This window comes from Candidatus Poribacteria bacterium, assembly GCA_021295755.1.
GTDB lineage: Bacteria > Poribacteria > WGA-4E > WGA-4E > PCPOR2b > PCPOR2b.
On sequence record JAGWBT010000006.1, the window covers coordinates 1 to 20316 of the forward strand.

The 20316-nt window shown below is 49.9% G+C and carries 21 protein-coding genes; 12 read left to right on the top strand and 9 right to left on the bottom strand.

Annotated elements, in window-relative coordinates:
- The first annotated feature begins 46 nt into the window (after positions 1–46).
- The 8 genes from J4G02_01780 to J4G02_01815 all read left to right on the top strand — a co-directional run bounded on the left by J4G02_01780 (position 47) and on the right by J4G02_01815 (position 8491).
- Complete coding sequence (locus J4G02_01780; GenBank protein ID MCE2393324.1) at positions 47–391, top strand: hypothetical protein; 345 nt, start codon at positions 47–49, stop codon at positions 389–391.
- 2 nt (positions 392–393) lie between these two features.
- The gene (locus tag J4G02_01785; protein ID MCE2393325.1) at positions 394–1167 is read left to right on the top strand and encodes a phage Gp37/Gp68 family protein; all 774 of its coding nucleotides are present in this window, start codon (positions 394–396) and stop codon (positions 1165–1167) included.
- A gap of 85 nt (positions 1168–1252) precedes the next feature.
- Positions 1253–2281 (top strand): Gfo/Idh/MocA family oxidoreductase, encoded by a 1029-nt coding sequence (locus J4G02_01790; GenBank protein ID MCE2393326.1) that lies wholly within the window; start codon positions 1253–1255, stop codon positions 2279–2281.
- Positions 2282–2371: 90 nt separating this feature from the next.
- A complete protein-coding gene (gene waaF / locus J4G02_01795; GenBank protein ID MCE2393327.1) occupies positions 2372–3391 on the top strand; it encodes a lipopolysaccharide heptosyltransferase II in 1020 nt (339 codons plus the stop codon).
- 14 nt (positions 3392–3405) lie between these two features.
- Entirely contained in the window at positions 3406–4335 is a 930-nt protein-coding gene (locus J4G02_01800) for a ribokinase (protein MCE2393328.1), read from the top strand.
- Between the two features lie 282 nt (positions 4336–4617).
- Positions 4618–5892: a hypothetical protein gene (locus J4G02_01805; protein ID MCE2393329.1), complete on the top strand. Its 1275-nt coding sequence runs from the start codon at positions 4618–4620 to the stop codon at positions 5890–5892.
- 138 nt (positions 5893–6030) lie between these two features.
- Complete coding sequence (locus J4G02_01810) at positions 6031–7665, top strand: thiamine pyrophosphate-requiring protein (protein ID MCE2393330.1); 1635 nt, start codon at positions 6031–6033, stop codon at positions 7663–7665.
- A 241-nt stretch (positions 7666–7906) separates the two neighbouring features.
- Positions 7907–8491 (top strand): HD domain-containing protein, encoded by a 585-nt coding sequence (locus J4G02_01815; protein MCE2393331.1) that lies wholly within the window; start codon positions 7907–7909, stop codon positions 8489–8491.
- A 3-nt stretch (positions 8492–8494) separates the two neighbouring features.
- On the opposite strand, the gene J4G02_01820 is transcribed toward J4G02_01815, so the two are convergent.
- Positions 8495–9907, bottom strand: coding sequence for a HEAT repeat domain-containing protein (locus J4G02_01820; protein ID MCE2393332.1), 1413 nt, complete (start codon positions 9905–9907; stop codon positions 8495–8497).
- 266 nt (positions 9908–10173) lie between these two features.
- Between J4G02_01820 and J4G02_01825 the strand changes: the two genes are divergently transcribed.
- Both J4G02_01825 and J4G02_01830 read left to right on the top strand, forming a co-directional pair.
- Positions 10174–11748, top strand: coding sequence for a hypothetical protein (locus J4G02_01825; protein ID MCE2393333.1), 1575 nt, complete (start codon positions 10174–10176; stop codon positions 11746–11748).
- Between the two features lie 42 nt (positions 11749–11790).
- A complete protein-coding gene (locus tag J4G02_01830; protein MCE2393334.1) occupies positions 11791–12651 on the top strand; it encodes a sugar phosphate isomerase/epimerase in 861 nt (286 codons plus the stop codon).
- Between the two features lie 23 nt (positions 12652–12674).
- On the opposite strand, the gene J4G02_01835 is transcribed toward J4G02_01830, so the two are convergent.
- The 8 genes from J4G02_01835 to ffh form a co-directional block, all read right to left on the bottom strand.
- Entirely contained in the window at positions 12675–13055 is a 381-nt protein-coding gene (locus tag J4G02_01835; GenBank protein ID MCE2393335.1) for a YraN family protein, read from the bottom strand.
- Between the two features lies 1 nt (position 13056).
- Complete coding sequence (locus J4G02_01840; protein MCE2393336.1) at positions 13057–13692, bottom strand: ribonuclease HII; 636 nt, start codon at positions 13690–13692, stop codon at positions 13057–13059.
- Positions 13661–14020, bottom strand: coding sequence for a 50S ribosomal protein L19 (gene rplS, locus J4G02_01845; protein ID MCE2393337.1), 360 nt, complete (start codon positions 14018–14020; stop codon positions 13661–13663). Before rplS ends, J4G02_01840 begins: the two co-directional genes overlap by 32 nt.
- Before the next feature lie 145 nt (positions 14021–14165).
- Complete coding sequence (gene trmD / locus J4G02_01850) at positions 14166–14909, bottom strand: tRNA (guanosine(37)-N1)-methyltransferase TrmD (protein ID MCE2393338.1); 744 nt, start codon at positions 14907–14909, stop codon at positions 14166–14168.
- Positions 14906–15313, bottom strand: a complete 408-nt coding sequence (locus J4G02_01855) for a YlqD family protein (protein ID MCE2393339.1) — start codon at positions 15311–15313, stop codon at positions 14906–14908. The genes trmD and J4G02_01855 overlap by 4 nt, the downstream gene beginning before the upstream one ends.
- Before the next feature lie 47 nt (positions 15314–15360).
- Positions 15361–15612 carry a KH domain-containing protein gene (locus tag J4G02_01860; GenBank protein MCE2393340.1) on the bottom strand — a complete coding sequence of 84 codons (252 nt, stop codon included), beginning with the start codon at positions 15610–15612 and terminating at the stop codon, positions 15361–15363.
- 114 nt (positions 15613–15726) lie between these two features.
- On the bottom strand, positions 15727–16104 hold the full coding sequence (rpsP, locus tag J4G02_01865) for a 30S ribosomal protein S16 (protein MCE2393341.1): 378 nt from the start codon (positions 16102–16104) through the stop codon (positions 15727–15729).
- Positions 16105–16217: 113 nt separating this feature from the next.
- The gene (gene ffh, locus J4G02_01870) at positions 16218–17606 is read right to left on the bottom strand and encodes a signal recognition particle protein (GenBank protein ID MCE2393342.1); all 1389 of its coding nucleotides are present in this window, start codon (positions 17604–17606) and stop codon (positions 16218–16220) included.
- Between the two features lie 226 nt (positions 17607–17832).
- Between ffh and J4G02_01875 the strand changes: the two genes are divergently transcribed.
- The gene (locus J4G02_01875) at positions 17833–19140 is read left to right on the top strand and encodes a hypothetical protein (GenBank protein MCE2393343.1); all 1308 of its coding nucleotides are present in this window, start codon (positions 17833–17835) and stop codon (positions 19138–19140) included.
- A 38-nt stretch (positions 19141–19178) separates the two neighbouring features.
- Positions 19179–20198: a molybdopterin-dependent oxidoreductase gene (locus tag J4G02_01880; protein ID MCE2393344.1), complete on the top strand. Its 1020-nt coding sequence runs from the start codon at positions 19179–19181 to the stop codon at positions 20196–20198.
- Positions 20199–20316: the final 118 nt, after the last annotated feature.

Consider the following 20316-nt stretch of genomic DNA (forward strand, 5'->3'; position numbering starts at 1 on the left):
TCAAGATTAAACTTGCTAAAGCAATCTGTATACCAAGTATGAATACTTGGGTTTTAGACCTAAAGGTTTTTTTGATAATCCCGCCGCTACCCGTGAACATCCGTTATTATTTGAATTGTCACGTCCTCTTGATGACTTAGCCGAGATGCGGCTAACTGATTTCGCAGGCAAAAGAATAACTATGAAACAGATTTATGACCAACATAATATAGGTAAACCTTATATTCCATCCAATTATAAAGATGTTTTGGCAACTCTTGAAGCTGAGGGGAAAATCCAAACGAATCCTCCTGCAGATAAACGAATTAAGCGAAAGGACAAAGTCACTGGAGAGAAAAAAGTCACGTTTGCGGATAAGGTCATCGTAACATTTCCACCGAGGAGAGAATAGAAATGGCAACGAAATCAAAGATAGAGTGGACACAGTCAACGTGGAATCCAGTTCGAGGGTGCACTCGTGTTTCTGAAGGCTGCCGTTTCTGCTATGCTGAACGAATTGCTGCCAGATTTTCTGGAAAGGGCATGGCATACGAAGGGTTAGTGAAAACAACCAAAACTGGACCAAAATGGACAAGTAAGATACAGACAATCCCTGAATTGCTTGAAGCCCCCCTGAAATGGAAAAAATCTCAATTGATCTTTGTCAACTCTATGAGCGATCTTTTTCATGAAGATGTTTCCCTTCCTTTCATTTCTCAGGTTTTTGATGTCATGGAACGGGCTCATTGGCATCAATTTCAGGTGCTTACAAAGCGTTCGCAACGGCTATCTGAGCTTAGTGACAAAATACATTGGCCCAAGAATGTATGGATGGGCGTCAGTATTGAAAATCAGGATTGTACCTCCCGCATTGATTGCTTAAGGAAGACGGGAGCTGCTATCAAATTTCTATCCTTGGAGCCCTTGATCGGTCCCTTAACAGATTTGAAATTGGAATCCATAGATTGGGTTATTGTGGGAGGAGAGTCTGGTTATGGGGCAAGACCTATCCAAAAAGAGTGGGTCATTGATATTCGCGAACAATGCAAAACTTATGGTGTTCCATTGTTCGTAAAACAGATGGGATCAGCTTGGGCACAAGCGTCTCAAGCCAAAGACAAAAAGGGCGGCGATATATCTGAGTGGCCAGCAGATTTACAGATACGAAACTATCCTTTTTATTTTTAGAACATAAAATGAATAGAACTTCCAGATCAATGGAAGGACGTGCGATAAACTAGCAAAGTGTGAGCCACCAAAGAGGAAAATCATAATGCAAGAAATTAAGGTTGGTATCATCGGCGCGGGTGGAATTGCCGGTGGTAAACATCTGCCAGGACACAGGAATGTCGAAGGTGTTTCAATCATTGGTGTCTGCGATATTGACCGACAGCGTGCGGAGAATTTTGCGAAGCAGCACGACATCAAACATATCTTCACTGACTACAACGAACTCGTCGCAATGCCTGAATTGGACGCTGTCAGTGTCTGTACGCCGAATAATTTTCACGCTCCGCCATCAATCGCAGCACTTGAAGCGGGGAAGCACGTGATCTGCGAGAAGCCAATCGCCGGAAATGCAATCGATGGTCAGGCTATGGTCGATGCTCAGAAAGCATCGGGAAAAGTGCTTCAGATTGGGTTACAATCACGATTTAGCCCACAAGCGCGGACCTTGCGCAAGTTATATGACGATGGTTTCTTCGGCGATATTTACTACGCTCGCGCAATGGCAATGCGACGACGGGGTATACCTGCTACACCATCGTTCATTACAAAATCAATAGCAGGAGGCGGACCCCTGATTGACATCGGGGTGCATATCCTCGATGTGTTGTTGTGGATGATCGGCGCACCGAAACCAATCGAAGCATTTGGATCAATCGCGCAGAAATTTGGACATCAAGCCGATGTGATTAACGATTGGGGAACATGGATCCCTGCCCAATTCGATGTCGAAGATTTTGCGATGGGCGCTGTCCGCTTTGAAGGGGGCTTAACCGTGACGTTGGAAACCGCGTGGGCATCTCATATTGAAAATACCGGACAGACCTTCTTCATGGGCGACAGAGCCGGTGCGACATACAGTCCCACACGCATCTATATGGATAAAGAAGATGAAATGATCGACTATGAACCGGAATTCCTTACCGGTTTGCTGGGGGAATTTGAGTCCTTCCATAAAGCGATTCGTGAAGGGTTGCCGTCACCTGTGCCGGCAGAAGAGGTGCTACTTGTTGCAAAAATCTTCGATGCCCTCTACGAATCTGCCCGAATCGGTCGGTCCGTACCGATCCGATGAGTCCTCCGAGATCCCCCGGCTCCCCGTGTCAAGTTCTTGTAGCAAAAGCAAGATCATAATCGAACAATCAACGCGGTAAGGGGAAATTCGTTGAGAAATCGAATTCTTGTCATCCAAACCGGCGGTTGGGTCGGAGATATGGTGCTGCTCACACCGGCATTAAGAGCACTGAAAATCGCGTATCCCCAATCCCACTTAGCACTGCTAATTCGCCCACTCGTTGCGGACTTGATGGCGACCCACCCATATATCGATGAAGTGATGGTTGATAATAAGGGGAAGGGGCTCAACCTTTTGCCATCTTTCTATAAATCAGTGAACGAGATGCGCCGGTCAGACTTCGATCTTGCGGTCGTCCTTCACCCAACCTCCTTTCGTAACGCATTGATCCCATTTTTGGCGGATATTCCTGAACGGATTGGCTCAAATGTAAGTGGGCGGGGTATCCTCCTAACGCGAACTTGCGTGGACCGGACGGACCGCCACGAAGTCCACCGTTATCTGCGCGTGCTGAAGTTAATCGATATCCACGAACCAAACGCAAAATTGGAGTTTTGGCACATGGACGCAGACCGTCATGCGGCGCGTCAGATACTTGCAACGCACGGTATCTCTCTCAAGGAAAACCTGATTGGAGTAAATCTCGGCACGACATGGCGTACAAAACGCTGGGCCCTAGAGAAGTTTGCGGAAGTGATAGCACAAGTACAAAAACGTTTCGGTGCGCGAATACTGCTCACCGGCTCAACCGCCGAAATCCCACTCGGCGAAGCGTTAGCACAAATTACAAAAGTGGAAACAATTAACCTGATTGGAAAAACAACGCTGATGCAGCTCGGTGCCCTGATCGAAAGTTGCACCTTTTACCTGACCTGCGACAGCGGTCCGATGCACATCGCGGCAGCTGTGGGGACACCGACGATCGCGCTCTTTGGTCCCACTAGCCCGATCCGTCACGGTCCCTATGGCGAAAACCACGAAGTTATTGAGAAGCCGGTAGAATGTCGTCCCTGCTATAAGCGGAAGTGTATGCGAAAGGATCAACCACATCTGTGTATGACAGAAATTCATCCCAATGAGGTAGTCGCTCAAGTTCTAAAGGAGACCTGACGGGAGATAAGCGCATGAAACAGATCGCTGTCATCGGTAGCGTTGTCATAGATTTGGCGGTGCAAACACCACGCCTTCCCACTAGGGGAGAAACGCTGTTGGCGGACAATTTTAAAATTGGTCCCGGTGGTAAAGGGGCTAACGCCGCGGTCGCTGTACAAAGGGCAGGAGGGGCAGCGGTGCTGCTCGGCTGCATCGGGGCCGACGACTTTGGGCGTATGGAAATAGCTGCCTTGCAAGCGGAAGGTGTTGATGTGGATGCCGTCACGGTCCACCCACAAGCCTCGACAGGTGTGGGCATCGCAATGATCGATGCCGACGGCGAAAACACCATCTTAGGGATCTTAGGCGCTAACGACTGCTTGAGTTCTGATGATGTGAAACAAGCCTTGGCACTGCATCGCGACACGTTGGACGGTATCTTGGTCAACTTTGAAGTTCCCGAACCCGCCGTGGCGACTGCTGTACAACTAGGAGTAGATTATGGCGTTCCGGTGATTGTGGACGCCGGTCCCGCCCGCCCCTACAGTCCTGAAACTTGGTGCAACTGCACAATCCTAACACCCAACGAACAGGAAACAGAGACCTTGGTGGGTTATTCCGTTTCGGATGACACAACAGCAGAGCGAGCTGCACGTGAACTTCTCGGAATGGGGCCCAGTGCCGTGGTACTACATCGGGGAGCACATGGTGCTCTTCTTGTAATGCCGGATGATACAATTCACATTCCGAGTTTCCCAGTGGATGTGGTGGACACAACCGGAGCAGGAGACGCTTTCTCAGGCGCATTATCTGTCGCCGTAGCGGAAGGGCTGCCGCTTGTGGACGCTATCCGTCGTGCCAACGCCGCAGGTGCGTTAGCTGTCACCCGTTTGGGAACGCTGCCCGTCATGCCTACTCGTCAGGAAGTAGATACGTTTTTGAAAAATCAAAGTGAACATTAGACTATTGAAACGCAAGTTGCTAGTGATGTACCGTGCGATCAAATTGACCCCTATACCCGTAGGTCGGGCCTCCCCGATAAATCGGGATTCAAAGTGACTTACCCGACCCAAAGCAGCCCCAGAGGGGCGATATGTGTATAGCATATCAATAAACCAATACCCCCAAGCCCCAGAGGGGCGACATGTGTGTCGTAAATTTGGTTATTTCTGATAGGTATCGGGTATCAAAACTTGACCTATATAGCAACTTGCGCTAGTTAAGCACAACGAGGAGAAAGCAGGATGGATCGAACCCATCAATACGCAGGCTTGCACAATGCAACACAGCAGGGATTCAGCGTCGATCAATGCGCCGCCCGAATCCATCGATTCGCCTACGTGGCAGAACGATTGATGTTTCTGCAAGCTGCCCACATCATCAGTACACCAGAGCGAGATGTCAAGGTACTGTTGGCAAGGCTGCAATACGAAGACTCCCAGCACGCGTCTCAATTCAAAGCCCGATTGCCTGAGCTGCGCATCTCTAAAACAAAAGCGTATCAAGTCCCCGATACATCCTTGCAAATCGTGTTCGATGAAGCGATGTACGCGGCGAATACCGTTGAACTGTTGGCGGGATTAACAAAAGTGTTCAAACCCGCGCTTTTGGACGCATACCAAAGGTATGTCAGCGAAACCAACGGTTTGGCGGACTATCCTACCGTGCGCATCCTGAAAACCGTCATCGCCGAAGTAGAAGAAGGCTTGGGTCTGCTAGAAGCCGCCTACCACGATGTCGTTGATACGCCGGAAAAAGAAGCAGAAGCGGAGACTTGGAGCAGGACGCTTCACAACCTGCTTGCAGCTGCGGGGGGCATTGATGGTACAGGCGAAGTGAACCTTGACGCGCTCCAACCCATCCGAGCGGCAACCCCATATCTGATTCCGAAGCAGCTCACCCGCGATGATACTTTTCCGCGTGTGTGGGATATTATCCATGTCGACAACGAGCGGGTAGAAGAGCGATTGATGCAGATGATTGCAACCCGTCTCGGAGAAACCACGATTGCCGAAGCATTGGGATTTGTGCTGTACGAAATGAAAGGGCAGCAGTGGGAATTTTATGCCGATATTTCCCGTCACCTCTGGGACGAAATGCGCCATTCCGTCTTTGGTGAAGCAGCGACAGAGGACATCTTTGATAAACGTTCCGTGATGCCAATACGCGATTGGGAATCTGCCTATCTCTTTAAGATGCCGCCCCTCGAATTATATGCCATGCTTTTCGGCGTCGAAGCAGGTCTCATGAAATACCCACCCGGCAAGCGCGAAGAGTTCGAGTTTTGCCGCGATACCGCTCGCCATCCCCTAATGACAACCCTTCAGGATTTCGACTGGGCAGACGAGGTGTTGCATGTCCACATCGCCCGCCAACGCCTAAAGGAATGGTTTGACGGCAGTCCAGAAGAATTGCAAGCACTAGGTCAAAAAGGGTTAGACTTCCGGGCGCAAGCGCGAGCGATGCATCCGCAATCCCCCTTGCCCGACGCAAGCAGAAAAATCAGAAACCCGAAATAATTGAAATAAACTTCCTGGTTCATATCAAAAAAGTGTAAAGCGCGAAGAGAAACCGAGTTTTTTTTGAAAACTTGGTTTCTGTTACACCATTTTTCAACATAAGTGACCCCGCTTTAGACATACAAATAAGGAGACTTTATGAAAGTTGCTGATGCTGTTGCTCACATTTTGAAGGCAGAGGGTGTAGAATACCTATTTGCTTATCCGGTCAATCCAATCATTGATGCCGCAGCCGCTGTGGGAATCCGCCCGATCATCGTCCGCCAAGAACGCATTGGCCTCCATATGGCGGATGCGTTCAGTCGGGTGTCTTCCGGTGAACGGATCGGGGTGTTTTGTATGCAGAGTGGTCCCGGTTCGGAGAACGCCTTTGGTGGTGTCGCACAGGCTTATGGCGATTCAGTGCCAATCGTGGTGTTACCGATGGGTTACTCGCGTTCCTTGACCAACGTTCCCCCTAATTTCAATTCCTTCCTCAACTTCCAGAATGTTACCAAGTCCTGCGAGCAGGTTATTCTACCTCAAGCAGCGCCCGATGCTCTGAGACGCGCCTTTACTCAGGTAAGGAACGGCAGACCCCGTCCGGCGTTGGTGGAATTTCCCAACGATGTGTTTCAGGAGGAGATCTCTGAACCTCTGAATTACCAACCCACCCCGGTCTCCCGCCCTGCGCCAGACCCCAACGAGATTCCAAAAATCGCTGATGTCTTGCTAGAGGCGGAACGACCTGTGTTTTACGCAGGTCAAGGAGTCCACTATGCCAAAGGATGGAACGCTTTAAGGGAACTCGCCGAACTTCTGGAGGCACCCACGACCACCAGTCTCGGCGGCAAGAGTGCTTTCCCTGAAAACCATCCCCTCTCTCTCGGCTCCGGCGGTCGATCTCTGCCAAAACCAGTGCATCACTTCCTGCAAAATGCGGACGTTATTTTCGGAATCGGGTGCAGCTTCAGCATCACCAACTACGCACCAACCATACCAAAAGGCAAAACAATTATTCATGCCACGTTGGATGCAGCAGATCTCAACAAAGATGTAGCCGTGGAACACGCTCTAATTGGGGATGCTCGCTTGACTCTAGAGGCGTTAGTCAATGAAATTCGTGGGCGTCTAAACGGCAACCCACGAGGTCGCCTTGAGAGCGTGACGCGGGAGATTCAAACGGTCAGGCAGGAATGGCTAGCACAGTGGAATCCCAAATTGACCTCCAACGAAGTTCCCCTTTCCCCTTACCGAGTGATTCAGGATCTGATGAACACGGTAGATGTGGCAAACACTATTATCACCCACGATGCCGGAAGTCCGCGTGATCAGCTTTCACCCTTCTGGGAATCGGTCACACCGCTGTCCTATATCGGCTGGGGCAAAACCACACAACTGGGGTACGGACTTGGGCTGATGATGGGCGCGAAGTTAGCAGAACCGGACAAGCTGTGCATCAACATCTGGGGCGATGCCGCCATCGGTTTCACAGGCATGGATTTCGAGACCGCCGTCAGAGCGGGTATCCCCATCCTGTCAGTGCTGTTTAACAACTTCTCCATGGCAATCGAATTGCCGATTATGCAGCTGTCCACTGAGAAATATCGCAGCACAGACATATCTGGAAACTACGCCGACATGGCAAAGGCATTCGGCGGCTACGGCGAGCGAATAGAAACGCCGGATCAGATTATCCCTGCTATCAAACGCGGAATTCAGAAAACAGAAGAAGGAGTTCCGACCTTGTTGGAATTCATCACGGCAAAGGAAATCGACTTCTCCATGTTCTAGAACTCCGTAGGAGTTACGCATCTCAGATTGTAGTTGCCCGATTTATCGGGCGTCGAGGGACATGTTCAGACTCCACACCCATCGTAGGCGGGGCATCTTGCCCCGCTCTTACATCACTCAACCCGATAAAAACTCGGTGTTTCTCTCATTTGCACTTTCTTTTTATATGAATCCCATAAGTCAGACACCAACGAACTAATGAACCAAATGGTTTTCACGTTTCACGTTCTAGGAGAAAATTATGCAAATTTCTGAAGAGTTACGACAATCGGTCATCCGTTCACTGCCCGAAGTGAACGAAATCGGCAACGAAACATTGCGGAATAAGGTCATCGATGCGTGGGCTTACTCCCTAGGAAAAAGCTCATTCAAATCCATTGACGAAATTCGTGCGTCGGGCAATCCGGACACACCGCCACTCAAGCGGGGTACACAGACCCACCATATCCGTGGCGTCACGCTGCTTGCAATGCGAACCTACGACGAACTGACAGCGATGTTTCCCGAACTTGGCGTAGACCGTGACCTCCTAATCGCCTGCGCGTTATGCCACGATGTGGGCAAGCCGTGGGAATTCGATCCAGAAAACCAAGCCCGCTGGCGAGAATCGCCAAGTGCTGCTGGATTTCCGTCGATTCGGCATCCGGGCTACGGCGTCCACGTCTGCCTGACCGTCGGACTGCCAGAAGCCGTCGCGCACACAGCCGGTGCCCATTCGGGCGAAGGTGAGTTAGTCGTCCGCAGCTTGGAGAACACAATCGTCCACCACGCAGACTACACCTTCTGGCGCGTACTGGACGCCGGTGGTCTCTTAGAACACGCCTAATTATTAGTGTGTGGATCCCATCTCCTCTAACGCAGCAATCGCGTACTCGCGGATGATAGCGTATTCATCGTCATACATCACCGTCGATAGCGCACGGCTAGCGGCGTCAATGCTTTCATCGGTCCCTTTGCATGTCCTTGCCAGTGCATTCACCGCATTGCAGCGAACCAATGGGTGATCATCCTTTGAAGCGGCTATCAATGCGTCCATCTCCCCACCGATAGTCCCCAACGCATTCACGGAATTACGACGCACCCATTCGGACGGATCATCCAGAGCCTGAATCAACGCGGGAACCGCTTCTGCGGCAGGTGTGCCGATGTCTCCCAAGATATCCGCTGCGGTCGCACGCACCCACCACGCCGTATCCTCATTTAGGACAGAAGTTAAAGCGGGAACAGCGGCTGCACCAATCGCGCTCAAGGCGTATGCTGCATGAGTTAAGATCGGCTCATCCGTAATCTCAACGGGTTCAGCGGTTTGACGCAGCACCTCTATCAGTTGATCCACAGCAGGTTCACCAACCGCTCCGAGGGCATAGACAGCATTCAGACGAGCAGACGCAGAGGCATCACGCAACGCGGCAATCAACTCAGAAACGTGATTCCCATTCACGCTTCCATTGTTTGCCATCGCCTCATTATCTCCGTTTAACCAGCTCCACACATGATTCCACACCGCTTCCTGACCGGGTATCGGTGTGTCATCGGTGAGTGATTTGGTATCTGTCGCAGTAATACCATTGGCACCCCAAGAAGGCTGCTGCGGCTCCTCTGTGCGGGTGAGAAGAAACTTAATCATGTAACGATTCTTATTACTGTGATTTGTCCCCCAGCTGCTGTGCCACTGATGGTAATGACCAATCGTTATCGTTCCCGCCTTTCCACAAAGCAGCGCACCAATCTCCGGATCGCTGTAGGCACTGTTGTAGTGTCTCATACTCTCCAGATCGTAATACTGCACACCCGGTATAACCGCCGTCGGTCCCATATCTTCGGTAACCTCCTGCGGATAATACCATGCCCAAACAGATCGGAAGTAATGGTGCCGTCTCCATTCAAAAAGCCACCCATGGTCTTTCGTTGTGAAATGTTTCGATCTGCCGTCCTGATGCCACGCACCACCTTTTTGGCCCGGCTGCTTCATGTGTGCATGGCGATGTGGATGCATCATGTAATTCGGTCCCAAAAGACTGGTCAGGACACCCCGAACAGTCGGATGGGCAAACACCTGATACAGCGCGGGAACTTTTTGTAGGATATGATTCCGCGGGTCTCCCTCTTTCTCAAAGATTGCTGCAGTCGCCCGGTAGATTTCTTCGTGGAGGTCGGGTAAATCGGGGTGGACTGTGATATACCCATTTTTGATGAAGTTCTGTATCCCTTCGTCATCGAGAAGGTACTGCTGATTGACCATGATAACGCTCCTTTCGCCCATATAGTTCGGCAGACTCACAATAGTGCTGTATTCCTTCAGGTTCCATTCTACTTTGCCTCTCACCAATGTAAAGTAAATTATAGCAGGAATTACTCAAAAAAGAGAGTCAAAAAAAAGAGAATAATTCACTATTTCCTGCCGAATCCGATACGAGTATCTTCTTGACTTTCGGAAGAACATCGTGGCAAAATAGAAGTCCATAATCATGACCCCAAAATCGGTTATCTTAAACGAAGGAATCCGCTATGCAAAAACCACGCATCATGTTCTATCACGATGGACGCCATCCGCTGCTCTACATGTACGAGCCTGCAATGCAGAAAGAAGAGTGCGAGGCAGCAGTTGACGAACTTGCTGGCACTCCTGTCGAGGCATTAATGTTTTGCTTGGGGGACGGGCGAACAGTCCTACATGATACGGAAGTCGGCGAACTATGGGGACATAATGTCCAAAAATGGGATCACCTCATCTTCCGTCGGACCTACCAAAATGCGCTGCACCTAATCCAAGAAGGCAACGATCCCTTGCGGGTAATCTGTGATCGCGCCCATGATGTGGGATTACTGTTTTATCCCACGCTATTGATGCAGTTAGAGAGCGGCGAGCGAGGAGGACCGGGGTACGATATTCGCAGCTCGGATTTTCGATTGGATAACAAGCATCTGGAGATCGGCGCAAAGGGTAACATAGACCCTGATTTCCCCGGTATCCACTGTGCTGATTTCATGAACCAAGCTGTCCGTGACGAACGATTCGCACTCATTTCAGAGGTGCTTACCAATTATGAGGTCAATGGATTCGAGCTCCAATTTAATTTCTGGCCCTACTACTTCCACCCGGATGAAGTAGAGGACGGGTGTCAAATCATGACCGAATGGGTTGGACAAGTCTATGCAACAGTAAAGGAGAGTGGCTCCGAGCGGGAATTGGCAATCAGCATCCCGTCGAATGTCGAGACCTGTCTGTCCCGTGGTTTGGACCCACAGGAGTGGATGCGGCAAGGCATCGTGGATGTTCTCATCGCTCAAGCACTTGCAAGACCTGAGCTGCGAGATCCAAACGGCACTTCTCTGACCTATGAAGCACCCCTGCTTGATGATCTCCGCTCCTTGGTAGAGTCTGCCAAAGGAACACAGTGCCGCATCCACGCCGCTATTGATAGCAACGTGGACTCCGACCGCTTGGGTGAAGCGTCGATTGAAATGATTCGTGCCGCGGCTTGCAACTACTGGGCACAGGGCATTGACGGACTCTATATCAGCCAGTGGTTCACGAACTGGCCCTACGAAGCGTCGTTCTATGAAAAACTCCGTGAGTTGCCCCATCCGGATATTATGGCACCCAAGGATAAATTCTATCATATCCCCACAGTGAGCGGTCGCTTTCCGAGTCCAGAACTCACATCGCAACTGCCCGCCGACTTGGAGGTGAACGTACCTGTCCAGTTGGAAGTGACAATCAGTGACGATCTGCCCCGTTGGGAGCAAGTGGGGCGAGTCCACGAGGTTCTCCTGCGCGTGCGAATCATGAATACCACCGAAAACGACCAGATACGCTTTCAACTGAACAGCATAGAACTACCAACACATCTGCTGCGTAAAATTAACGAGATGTACCGGATGCGCGCACCGCGTTACCGCACCGGTTCAGGCTACTGGTTCATCTACCAACTTGACCCACACCACTGGCCCCAAACAGGTGAGAATATCCTCGAAGTCACACTACTGGAACGCGATCCTGACGTCATCCCCCAATGCTACGTCCGTGATGTCGAATTGGAGATTAAGTATCTGCCCGGCAAGCATTTCAATCGCGATTAGATTGCCTTATATCATAAACTACTCCGCTAGGAGGAACCCTAAATGGAAATTGTACTCAATTCTAAGTTCTTTACGGAGCTATCTGTCGAGCAACTCGGCGAGAAAACCATCGAACTCGGCTACGACGGGGTGGATATCTGCGTCCGTCCGGGACACCCGATTCACGTCGATAACGTCGTTGAAGCACTGCCCAAAGCGATGAAGGTTTGGGAGGGGCAAAACCTCACCTGTCCGTTGGCGACAGCGGCTACGGATATAACGAATCCGAATGCACCGGCGGTGGAGGGGCTATACGCTGCGTGTGCAGAAGCGGGCATCCCGCGTCTCAAAATCGGGTTCTGGCGGTTTAACGAGGAGGACGATTATTGGCAGGCGATTGATGCCGCGCGTAGGGAACTTGAGGGGTTTAGCGCGTTCAGTGAGAAATATGGGGTGCAAACCTGTTACCAGATTCACAGCGGTGCCTGTATTGGATCCAACTGCGCAGGACTGATGCATCTCATCAAAGGTTTCGATCCGCAGCACATCGGTGCCTATCCCGATCCCGGGCATCTCCTTCTTGATGGCGAGGATTGGGCAATGGGATTGGCGATGATTGGGGATTATCTGTCCGTTATCGGAATCAAAGATGCCCTCTACCTCTCGCAGCCCGATCGTACTCCTCCTTATGTTCCCTGTTTTGTAAAGCTAGGAGACGGAGGTGTCGATTGGAGGCGTTATCTGGGGCTTCTGTGCAAAAGCGGTTTTGACGGACCCCTAACGGTGCATACCGAGTACCGCTTCGATGAATCGATTATTCGTCAGGTAGGGTATGCCGAGACCACGCCGCCGAATCTGGAGCAGTGGGCGAAAGAGGATGCTGTTTATCTTCGGAATGTGCTATCCAGTTTGGGTGCGAAATAGCTTCGTCAATGTGCGGGGGTTCATCACCCATCAGTACAAAACGCAAACGCATTTTCAATGTGCTGAAGCCTGATGAGTTCAAATTTCCACGATAGCATGATTGCAACAACGTCGAACTGGCAGGGGACATCTAGGAGATTGTGCACTTGTAGATAATTCAGTGCAATTTTAGAGATTTGCTTCTGCTTGGCAGGAGTAACAGCCGCCTGTGGTAGGCCAAATTTGCTGCTCCGACGCGTCTTGACTTCAACGAACGCAATCCGTTTTCCACGTTGAACGATGAGGTCAATCTCACCTGAGCGCGTGCGGTAGTTCTGTGCGCGAATTTCATACCCTTGCGCTTTGAAGTGCTCTATAGCAAGGGCTTCGCCGATCTTGCCTACCTTAATTCTGGAATCGCTCATCTTACTGTAGCTTAAAACTGCGCCGATGGATAGGGCAGGGACCGAGTTGGGCAATTGCCTGACGATGTAGAAGCGTACCGTATCCTTTGTGGGCCCGGAAACCGTAGCCCGAATAGGTTTCATTAAGTTCAATCATCAGGCGATCTCGCGTGACTTTTGCGATAATCGAAGCAGCGGCAATAGACTGGATAAGGGTATCTCCCTTGGGGATCGCTCTGGCGGGTAGAGAAATTGCCGGAAGATGTGTACCATCCACAAGTGCGTAATCTGGAGCAGGCGTGATTTGTACAATAGCTTGAGCCATTGCAATCATTGTTGCTTGGAGAATATTGATCTGATCAATCTCCTTGTTATCAACACAACCAACACCAACCGCTACGGCTGTACGGTGGATCTCGTCGAACAATCCAGCCCGTTTTTTAGGGGTCAACTGCTTTGAGTCCGTCACACCTGAAAGCTGACAGTCAGTAGGAAGAATAACAGCTGCTGCGACAACAGGACCGGCTAATGCCCCTCGTCCAGCCTCGTCAATTCCTGCGATACGCTGATAGCCCTGCTGTCGTAGGGTTTGTTCAAACTGTTGTATCTCCGTTGGATTACTCCCTCTATGCGTTATCGGTGGTTTGCCGTCTCTCACGGATTCGTACACCTTTTCCGGTTCGGTCTCGTAGGTAGTACAACTTTGCTCGGCGGATGGCACCGTATCGAATAATTTGGATACTTTCAATATTTGGTGAATGTGCAGGAAAGGTTCTTTCACTCCCTTCGCCATAAGCAACACGGCGGACAGTAAATGTCTCACGCAGCCCACCATTCGATCGTCGAATGACCGTTCCTTCATAGGCTTGGATACGTTCTTTTGAACCCTCTCGGATACGGGTGTTGACCCGTACGAGATCTCCGGGTCCAAAATCAGGAATATCGGCTTTTACATGTTCGCTCTCAACAGATTCAATAAGATTCATCGTTTGGTTCCTCCTTTCATTCGGGTGTTTATAGTCTCGACACTGCCCATGATATAAACAGGAGATAGAGAAAATTAGGAAAACGAGAGAATGAGAAGGCTTCATGTCCCGTTTTCTGGCTTTTCCGTTTTCCGGGCTTCACCTTTTACGCATGACTCGTTACATCCGAATTTTTCAGAGAACTCAGATACGCAACGTCTTCAGCCGAGAGTTCAACGTTTTTGAGCAAGTCTGGACGGCGTTCAGCAGTCCGCTTGAGAGACTGTTCCCGTTGCCAATGCGTAATGTTTTCGTGGTGCCCGCTCACCAAGATATCGGGGACCTTCAGCCCCTCAAACTCAGCGGGTCGCGTATAATGTGGGCAATCTAGTAAGCCCTGACTAAATGAATCCTCCTGTGCTGATTCGTAATTTCCCAGCGCATGCGGCAAAACTCGACCAATCGCATCAACCAATACCAGCGCAGGAATTTCTCCACCGCTCAGGACATAATCGCCTATCGAAATCTCATCCGTAACCAGTTTAATACGTACTCGCTCGTCAATTCCTTTGTAGCGTCCGCAGATCAAGATCAGGTGCGATTCAAGGGAAAGAGCTTCAGCACATGCCTGGTTAAAGGGAGCTCCTTGTGGGGTCAGGTAGATAACACGCGCAGTTGACTCCGGTTGTATTGCCCTGATCGCGGCGAAAAGCGGCTCCGGTTTCAAAATCATGCCTGCGCCGCCCCCGTAAGGATAGTCATCAACCGTTTGATGACGGTCTGTCGTAAAATCGCGCAGGTTGTGAACGCTGACCGTCAATATGTCTCTAGCTTGCGCACGCCTTAAGATACCGGCTTGCAATACAGGTAGGATGACCTCTGGAAAAATGGTAATGATGTCAATTCTCATTCAATAACTTGGACGACAACTCCATCTTTGACGATAATCTCTGCCTGAGACAGTTTGGCGCGGATGTCATCCCCTACCTCAATTTTGACAGGCGCATCATATGTTCCGCTGGTAAAAAGGGTATCAATCTCAAGTTCCTTAACCTGCAATAACTTCTGGCTGAGATTGCTCTTCACCTGCTCCTGTTTTTCACGTTCTTGGTGAATCTCTTCGCGCAACTGATTAACACGACGTGGATCTCGCTTTTGAGCTTCTGCAATCAAACGTCGACTTTGGAATTCCTCTTGCTGCAGCCATGTTTCAATCTGGCGAATCGTGTGCTCTAACTCCTTCGTGAGTTGCTCCTTGAAAGCAGGGGTCACAATATTTTTCAAAATAACAGGTCTTTTGACAATAACAGCCATATCTCTCCCACTCATTCGTCATAGTGAGTCGGTAGGATTGCAAATGCTTACTCTACCGCTTGACGGTATTCGACAATCTCAAGTATTGCCTTTTTACGTGCTTTGACTCCCGTAGCAAGTAGCAGAGATCGCATTGCCTTGGCTGTGCGCCCCTGTTTCCCAATGACTTTTCCTAAATCTTCAGGGACAACGCTCAGTTCAAGAATAGTCACAGTGTTGCCTTCGACTTCATTGACGCTGACCTGATCTGGGTGATCAACGAGGGATTTTGCGAGGTATTCGATCAAATCCTTGAGCATGGGATTCCCCTAAAAACGCGATTTTACACTAATAAGACTCACGCAGCCAACTGTAGGCGAGGCATCTTGCCCCGCATCAACTGTGCTGAAATGCGTAAGTCTGTACGCGGGACACTAATTTGCTTCTTCTGCTGATTCTTCTGCAGGAGCAGATTCTTCTGCTGCTGCGTCCGAATCCTCTTCTGAAGCAGGCATCGACTCTGTTTCTGGAGTTGGGGTAGGCTGACCCTGTTTTTCATTTATGAATTGTTCCCAAACGCCAGCTTTTGACATGAGATCTTTGGCTGTGTCAGAAGGTTGTGCACCAGTTCTCAACCATTTTAATGCCTTTTCCGCGTCAATTACGATGTTTGCCGGATCGGTCATCGGATCATAATGCCCAATCCGTTCGATAAAACGTCCATCTCTTTGGCTTCGAGAGTCAACGGCCACCAACCGATAAAAAGGACGTCTTTTCTTTCCATGCCGCTGAAGTCTAATTCGTACTGCCAAATGTTACCTCCTATTTCGTGAAAGCTGCTCCTACCACTTAATTCTGGCTGTAGTCATCGCCCAAATTGCAACGACTAATAGTGATAGTCAATAAGATAAATCGCATCCAAAATTTAGCGTGACTTACGTCTTTTCCTTTTTTTACGTTTCTTCGGCTTCCTTTTAATTGCAACGGAACCACCACCGCCAAGTTGCGGCACGTCCACCATCGGGTGTTGCTGCATCATGCGGTTCATGAGTTTGAGTTGATCAACCAATTGATTGACTTGACGCACCGTTGTCCCACTTCCTTTGGCAATGCGCAGCCGACGACTACTATCAAGGAGACGCGAATTCCGGCGCTCCATCGACGTCATCGACTGAATCATCGCTTTGGTATACTTCAACTGCGATTCGTCAACCTGCATGTTTTTCATCGGAAGCTTATTGACACCGGGGATCATCTCGACGAGTTGGTCCAATGGCCCCATGTTCTTGATCTGTTCGAGCTGCATCAACAGATCATTGAAATCTAACCCCTCCTGATCAAGCAGCTTGCGTTCTAACTCGTCGGCCTGATCTTGGCTAAAAACAGATTCAGCCCTTTCAAGCAGGGTTGCAAAGTCCCCTTCCCCAAGTATCCGAGAAGCCATCCGATCTGGATGGAACTCCTCCAATGTTGTCGCATCAATCTTCTCACCAACACCAACAAACTTGATCGGTTTCTGCGTAACTGCACGGATGGATAGCGCTGCGCCGCCGCGTGCATCACCATCCAACTTGGTCAGAATAACGCCATCAATGTCCAAATTGCCATTAAAATGCTGGGCAACATTGACAGCGTCTTGCCCTGTCATCGCATCGACAACAAGCAAAATTTCCGTCGGATTGACAGCGGACTTAACTTCCCGCAATTCATCCATCAGCGCTTCGTCAACATGCAACCGACCTGCTGTATCAATGATGACAAAATTATTCCCACGATTCAACGCCTGCTTGACAGCAGCTTGAATGATAGTCGCAGGAGAGACCTCAGTTCCCATTGAGAACACAGGCACATCAATCTGCTCTCCAAGCACTTGCAGCTGTTTAATAGCTGCGGGACGATAAATATCTGCCGCAACCAAAAGGGGATTTTGACCCTCTGATTTGTATCTCAGCGCAAGTTTGGCTGAAGCGGTCGTTTTTCCACCGCCCTGCAGACCAACCATCATAATGATTGTCGGACCACTTGGTGCTATGGTGACTGGTACGGCTTCCTCCCCCATCAATTTGGCGAGTTCATCGCCGATAATCTTCGCTATCTGAAGATCTGAGGTGAAGCTGCCGAGCACCTCCTGACCGATAGATCTTGCCCTGACACCGTTGATAAAGTCACGGACCGTTTTGTAATCCACATCCGCCTCAAGCAATGCGAGACGAACCTCTCGGAGCGCATCAGATATGTTTTTCTCGGTCAGTTTGCCTTGACCGCGTAGCGATTTGAGAACGCCTTGCAACTTGCCCGATAAACTTTCAAACATGACGTTTCCTCTGCCTGAGACGTAATGTGTAAAACTCAGATGAATTCCTGAGTGCGTTCCTGACTATCATCTACATGAAAACAGGCTTGCGAATCAATTAAGATACACCATTTGCCTCCTGATTGTCAATAGAAAAATGATTGAAAGCCCTTGACACCCATACTAGCGATTGCTATAATCTATCAGATGCCGCCAATCGCCAACTCTTTGACTTGGAGGGGGACGCGTGAAAAAAGATAGAGTGAATAACCGTAATCAAAATGAGGCTCGTGTGTTGCCCTTTCCACCATTACCGGTGCAGCTACACCCTTTTCCACAACCCCGATCAACAAACCGAGTCCCCCTAATAATAGGGATCTTTGCGGGTATTGGATTGATCGCACTCCTAATCTATGTTGTCCCTTGGAGTTTAGTGTCACAGACATTAACGGGCGCTTTCGATTCATTGTCGGGCCAAGTCAAACAGGTCCAGCTTGCCCAAGTTAAACAACCGAAACAGGCAGCTGTCCCGCCAGAAACTTCAACACCCGCGACATCGACAGTTCAAAACACGCCGGAGCCTGAGACCGCCGCGCTGGCAACACCAACAGTTGAAAGTACACCGACTCCAGCGGCTTCAGAACCAGAGACACCGATAGTAGAGACATCATCTAACCCAGAAGTTCCAGCACCTGCGACACCGGTAGGCGAGACCTCGCCTGTACCAGAGCTTTCAACACCCGGTACGCCGCCAATCGAAGTCGCACCGACAATCCCAATTCCCGAGCCGGATCCGCGGATGCTTATTGGGCGGTATCCGGTGAGGCAATACACTGATACTCGGCATAAGATCGCCCCCGGTGAGACACTCTATAGTTTCATTCGGATATATAAAAACCAGATTTTTCCGAAAAAATATCGAGACTGGAAGCTATTGGCACAGCATAACAACATACGTCCACCCCAATACGTATTGAAACCCGGTAAGGAGTTTCTTATTCCAACATTGGTGCACACCGTTCTGCCCAAGACCGGCTATGAAACTGAGCTTAAGGGGATCCAATCCGAACTTGCAAAGCAGCCCAGCAATCCAGAACTGCTGAATCAGCAAGCGATTATCCATTTTAAGCGCAACGAATTAAATCAGGCACGTTCAACACTACGACGGGGGATCCGGTCTTCACCAAATGACAGCATACTACACAACAACCTCGGTTTTATCTACCTGATCATCGAAGATGACGAGTATGCCCAAAGTGAATTTGAACTTGCAATAACACACGCCGAGAAACCTGCAATCCCACACTGTAATCTGGGTACGTTACACATGACAACGAACAAACTTAATCTAGCAATTAAGGCTTTTGAAAGCGCTCTAGAAGCAGATGAGAGCCTACTTGATGCAAAGTATAATCTTGCCCTTGCAAATGAAAAGGTGGGGAATGTGAATGCAGCGCAGGAACAGCTTCGTGAACTCAACCAGCTCTTATCCGATGACCCTGAAATAGCATCGGCGCTTGAACGTTTGACTACACCCCAAGTGACAGGTGAGTAAATGGAGCTCCTTATTAAATAATGATGATGGAGAAGACCATGAACCGCAGAAAATTCATTCAAGTCGCCGCAGTGAGCGTAGGTGGTTTAACGCTGCCGCTCCGTTCTCTGCCCGCTGAAAATGACATTCCTAAAGAAATATTAACGCCAGCATCAATGATCACGCCAAACGATAAGTTTTACGTCCTTCAAATTGGAGATGTGCCAACCCTCAAGGCTGAACACTGGAGGATGGGAGTAGTCGGATTGGTCGAAAAACCGACTATATTGAATTACAGTGACATAACGAGTATGGAGTCCGTGACGACGATGCGGACGCTCAAGTGCATCGGCGATCCGATTGGTTCGGAGCAGATGAGCAATGCGATGTGGACCGGTGTTCCTCTGCGGGATGTCCTTGATAAAGCAGGTGTCAAGGCGGAGGCAAAGGTTGTCGTATTCCGCTGTGCCGACACCTATCATACGGCGGTTCCCATAGATCGCGCCCTTCGTGAGGAGGTGCTCTTAGCGTACAAAATGAACGGCGAACCCCTCCCAGCCAAGCACGGCTTTCCGGTCCGTTTGCTCAACCCCGGCCACTACGGCACAAAAAATCCAAAATGGATTATGAGCATTATGTTAGCAGAATCGCACGTAGGCTATTGGGAGAAAGAAGGTTGGGACCCCGTTGCGCGTGTCAAATTGGCAACCCTAATCGGCACACCCAGTAATGACGAGGTTCTTCAAGCCGGCAAGACATATACAATTAGCGGCGCCGCCTTTGATAGTGGAAACCATGGAGGAATTGAGCGGGTCGAAGTGAGTATCGATGACGGCATCACCACAAGTGTCGATGATGTCAGCACGTGGGAGGCAGCGGATATTTGGGGTAGCGATTCACCACTGGCATGGTATCTCTGGAAATATAAGTGGAGGGTGCCTGACAACCCGGGGGAGGTGGAGATCTCCGCCAGAGCCATCGCTAATGATGGACTGACACAAAAGGAAGCAGGCTTCGATGCAGATCCTGCCGGTGCGGTCGGTTATCACTTTGTTCGTGCAGAAATCGTGAAAGGATAGTTTTGTGCATTTCTCGTATGTCCTTAATAGGGTCATTTAGTTTTCCGTTTTGGCTCATGCCCCGCTAGTTGTGCTCGCACGTTCTCTTTCCACCCGGTAGGCGGGGCATCTTGCCCCG

Bases quoted from the DNA above. Each gene is read 5' to 3' on its own strand.
- ffh (MCE2393342.1), bottom strand. From the start codon at position 17,606: ATGTTTGAAAGTTTATCGGGCAAGTTGCAAGGCGTTCTCAAATCGCTA.
- J4G02_01790 (MCE2393326.1), top strand. From the start codon at position 1,253: ATGCAAGAAATTAAGGTTGGTATCATCGGCGCGGGTGGAATTGCCGGT.
- J4G02_01815 (MCE2393331.1), top strand. From the start codon at position 7,907: ATGCAAATTTCTGAAGAGTTACGACAATCGGTCATCCGTTCACTGCCC.
- J4G02_01880 (MCE2393344.1), top strand. From the start codon at position 19,179: ATGAACCGCAGAAAATTCATTCAAGTCGCCGCAGTGAGCGTAGGTGGT.
- J4G02_01830 (MCE2393334.1), top strand. From the start codon at position 11,791: ATGGAAATTGTACTCAATTCTAAGTTCTTTACGGAGCTATCTGTCGAG.
- J4G02_01860 (MCE2393340.1), bottom strand. From the start codon at position 15,612: ATGCTCAAGGATTTGATCGAATACCTCGCAAAATCCCTCGTTGATCAC.
- J4G02_01855 (MCE2393339.1), bottom strand. From the start codon at position 15,313: ATGGCTGTTATTGTCAAAAGACCTGTTATTTTGAAAAATATTGTGACC.
- J4G02_01800 (MCE2393328.1), top strand. From the start codon at position 3,406: ATGAAACAGATCGCTGTCATCGGTAGCGTTGTCATAGATTTGGCGGTG.
- rplS (MCE2393337.1), bottom strand. From the start codon at position 14,020: ATGAATCTTATTGAATCTGTTGAGAGCGAACATGTAAAAGCCGATATT.
- J4G02_01785 (MCE2393325.1), top strand. From the start codon at position 394: ATGGCAACGAAATCAAAGATAGAGTGGACACAGTCAACGTGGAATCCA.
- J4G02_01835 (MCE2393335.1), bottom strand. From the start codon at position 13,055: ATGAGCGATTCCAGAATTAAGGTAGGCAAGATCGGCGAAGCCCTTGCT.
- J4G02_01820 (MCE2393332.1), bottom strand. From the start codon at position 9,907: ATGGTCAATCAGCAGTACCTTCTCGATGACGAAGGGATACAGAACTTC.
- J4G02_01810 (MCE2393330.1), top strand. From the start codon at position 6,031: ATGAAAGTTGCTGATGCTGTTGCTCACATTTTGAAGGCAGAGGGTGTA.
- trmD (MCE2393338.1), bottom strand. From the start codon at position 14,909: ATGAGAATTGACATCATTACCATTTTTCCAGAGGTCATCCTACCTGTA.
- J4G02_01825 (MCE2393333.1), top strand. From the start codon at position 10,174: ATGCAAAAACCACGCATCATGTTCTATCACGATGGACGCCATCCGCTG.
- J4G02_01805 (MCE2393329.1), top strand. From the start codon at position 4,618: ATGGATCGAACCCATCAATACGCAGGCTTGCACAATGCAACACAGCAG.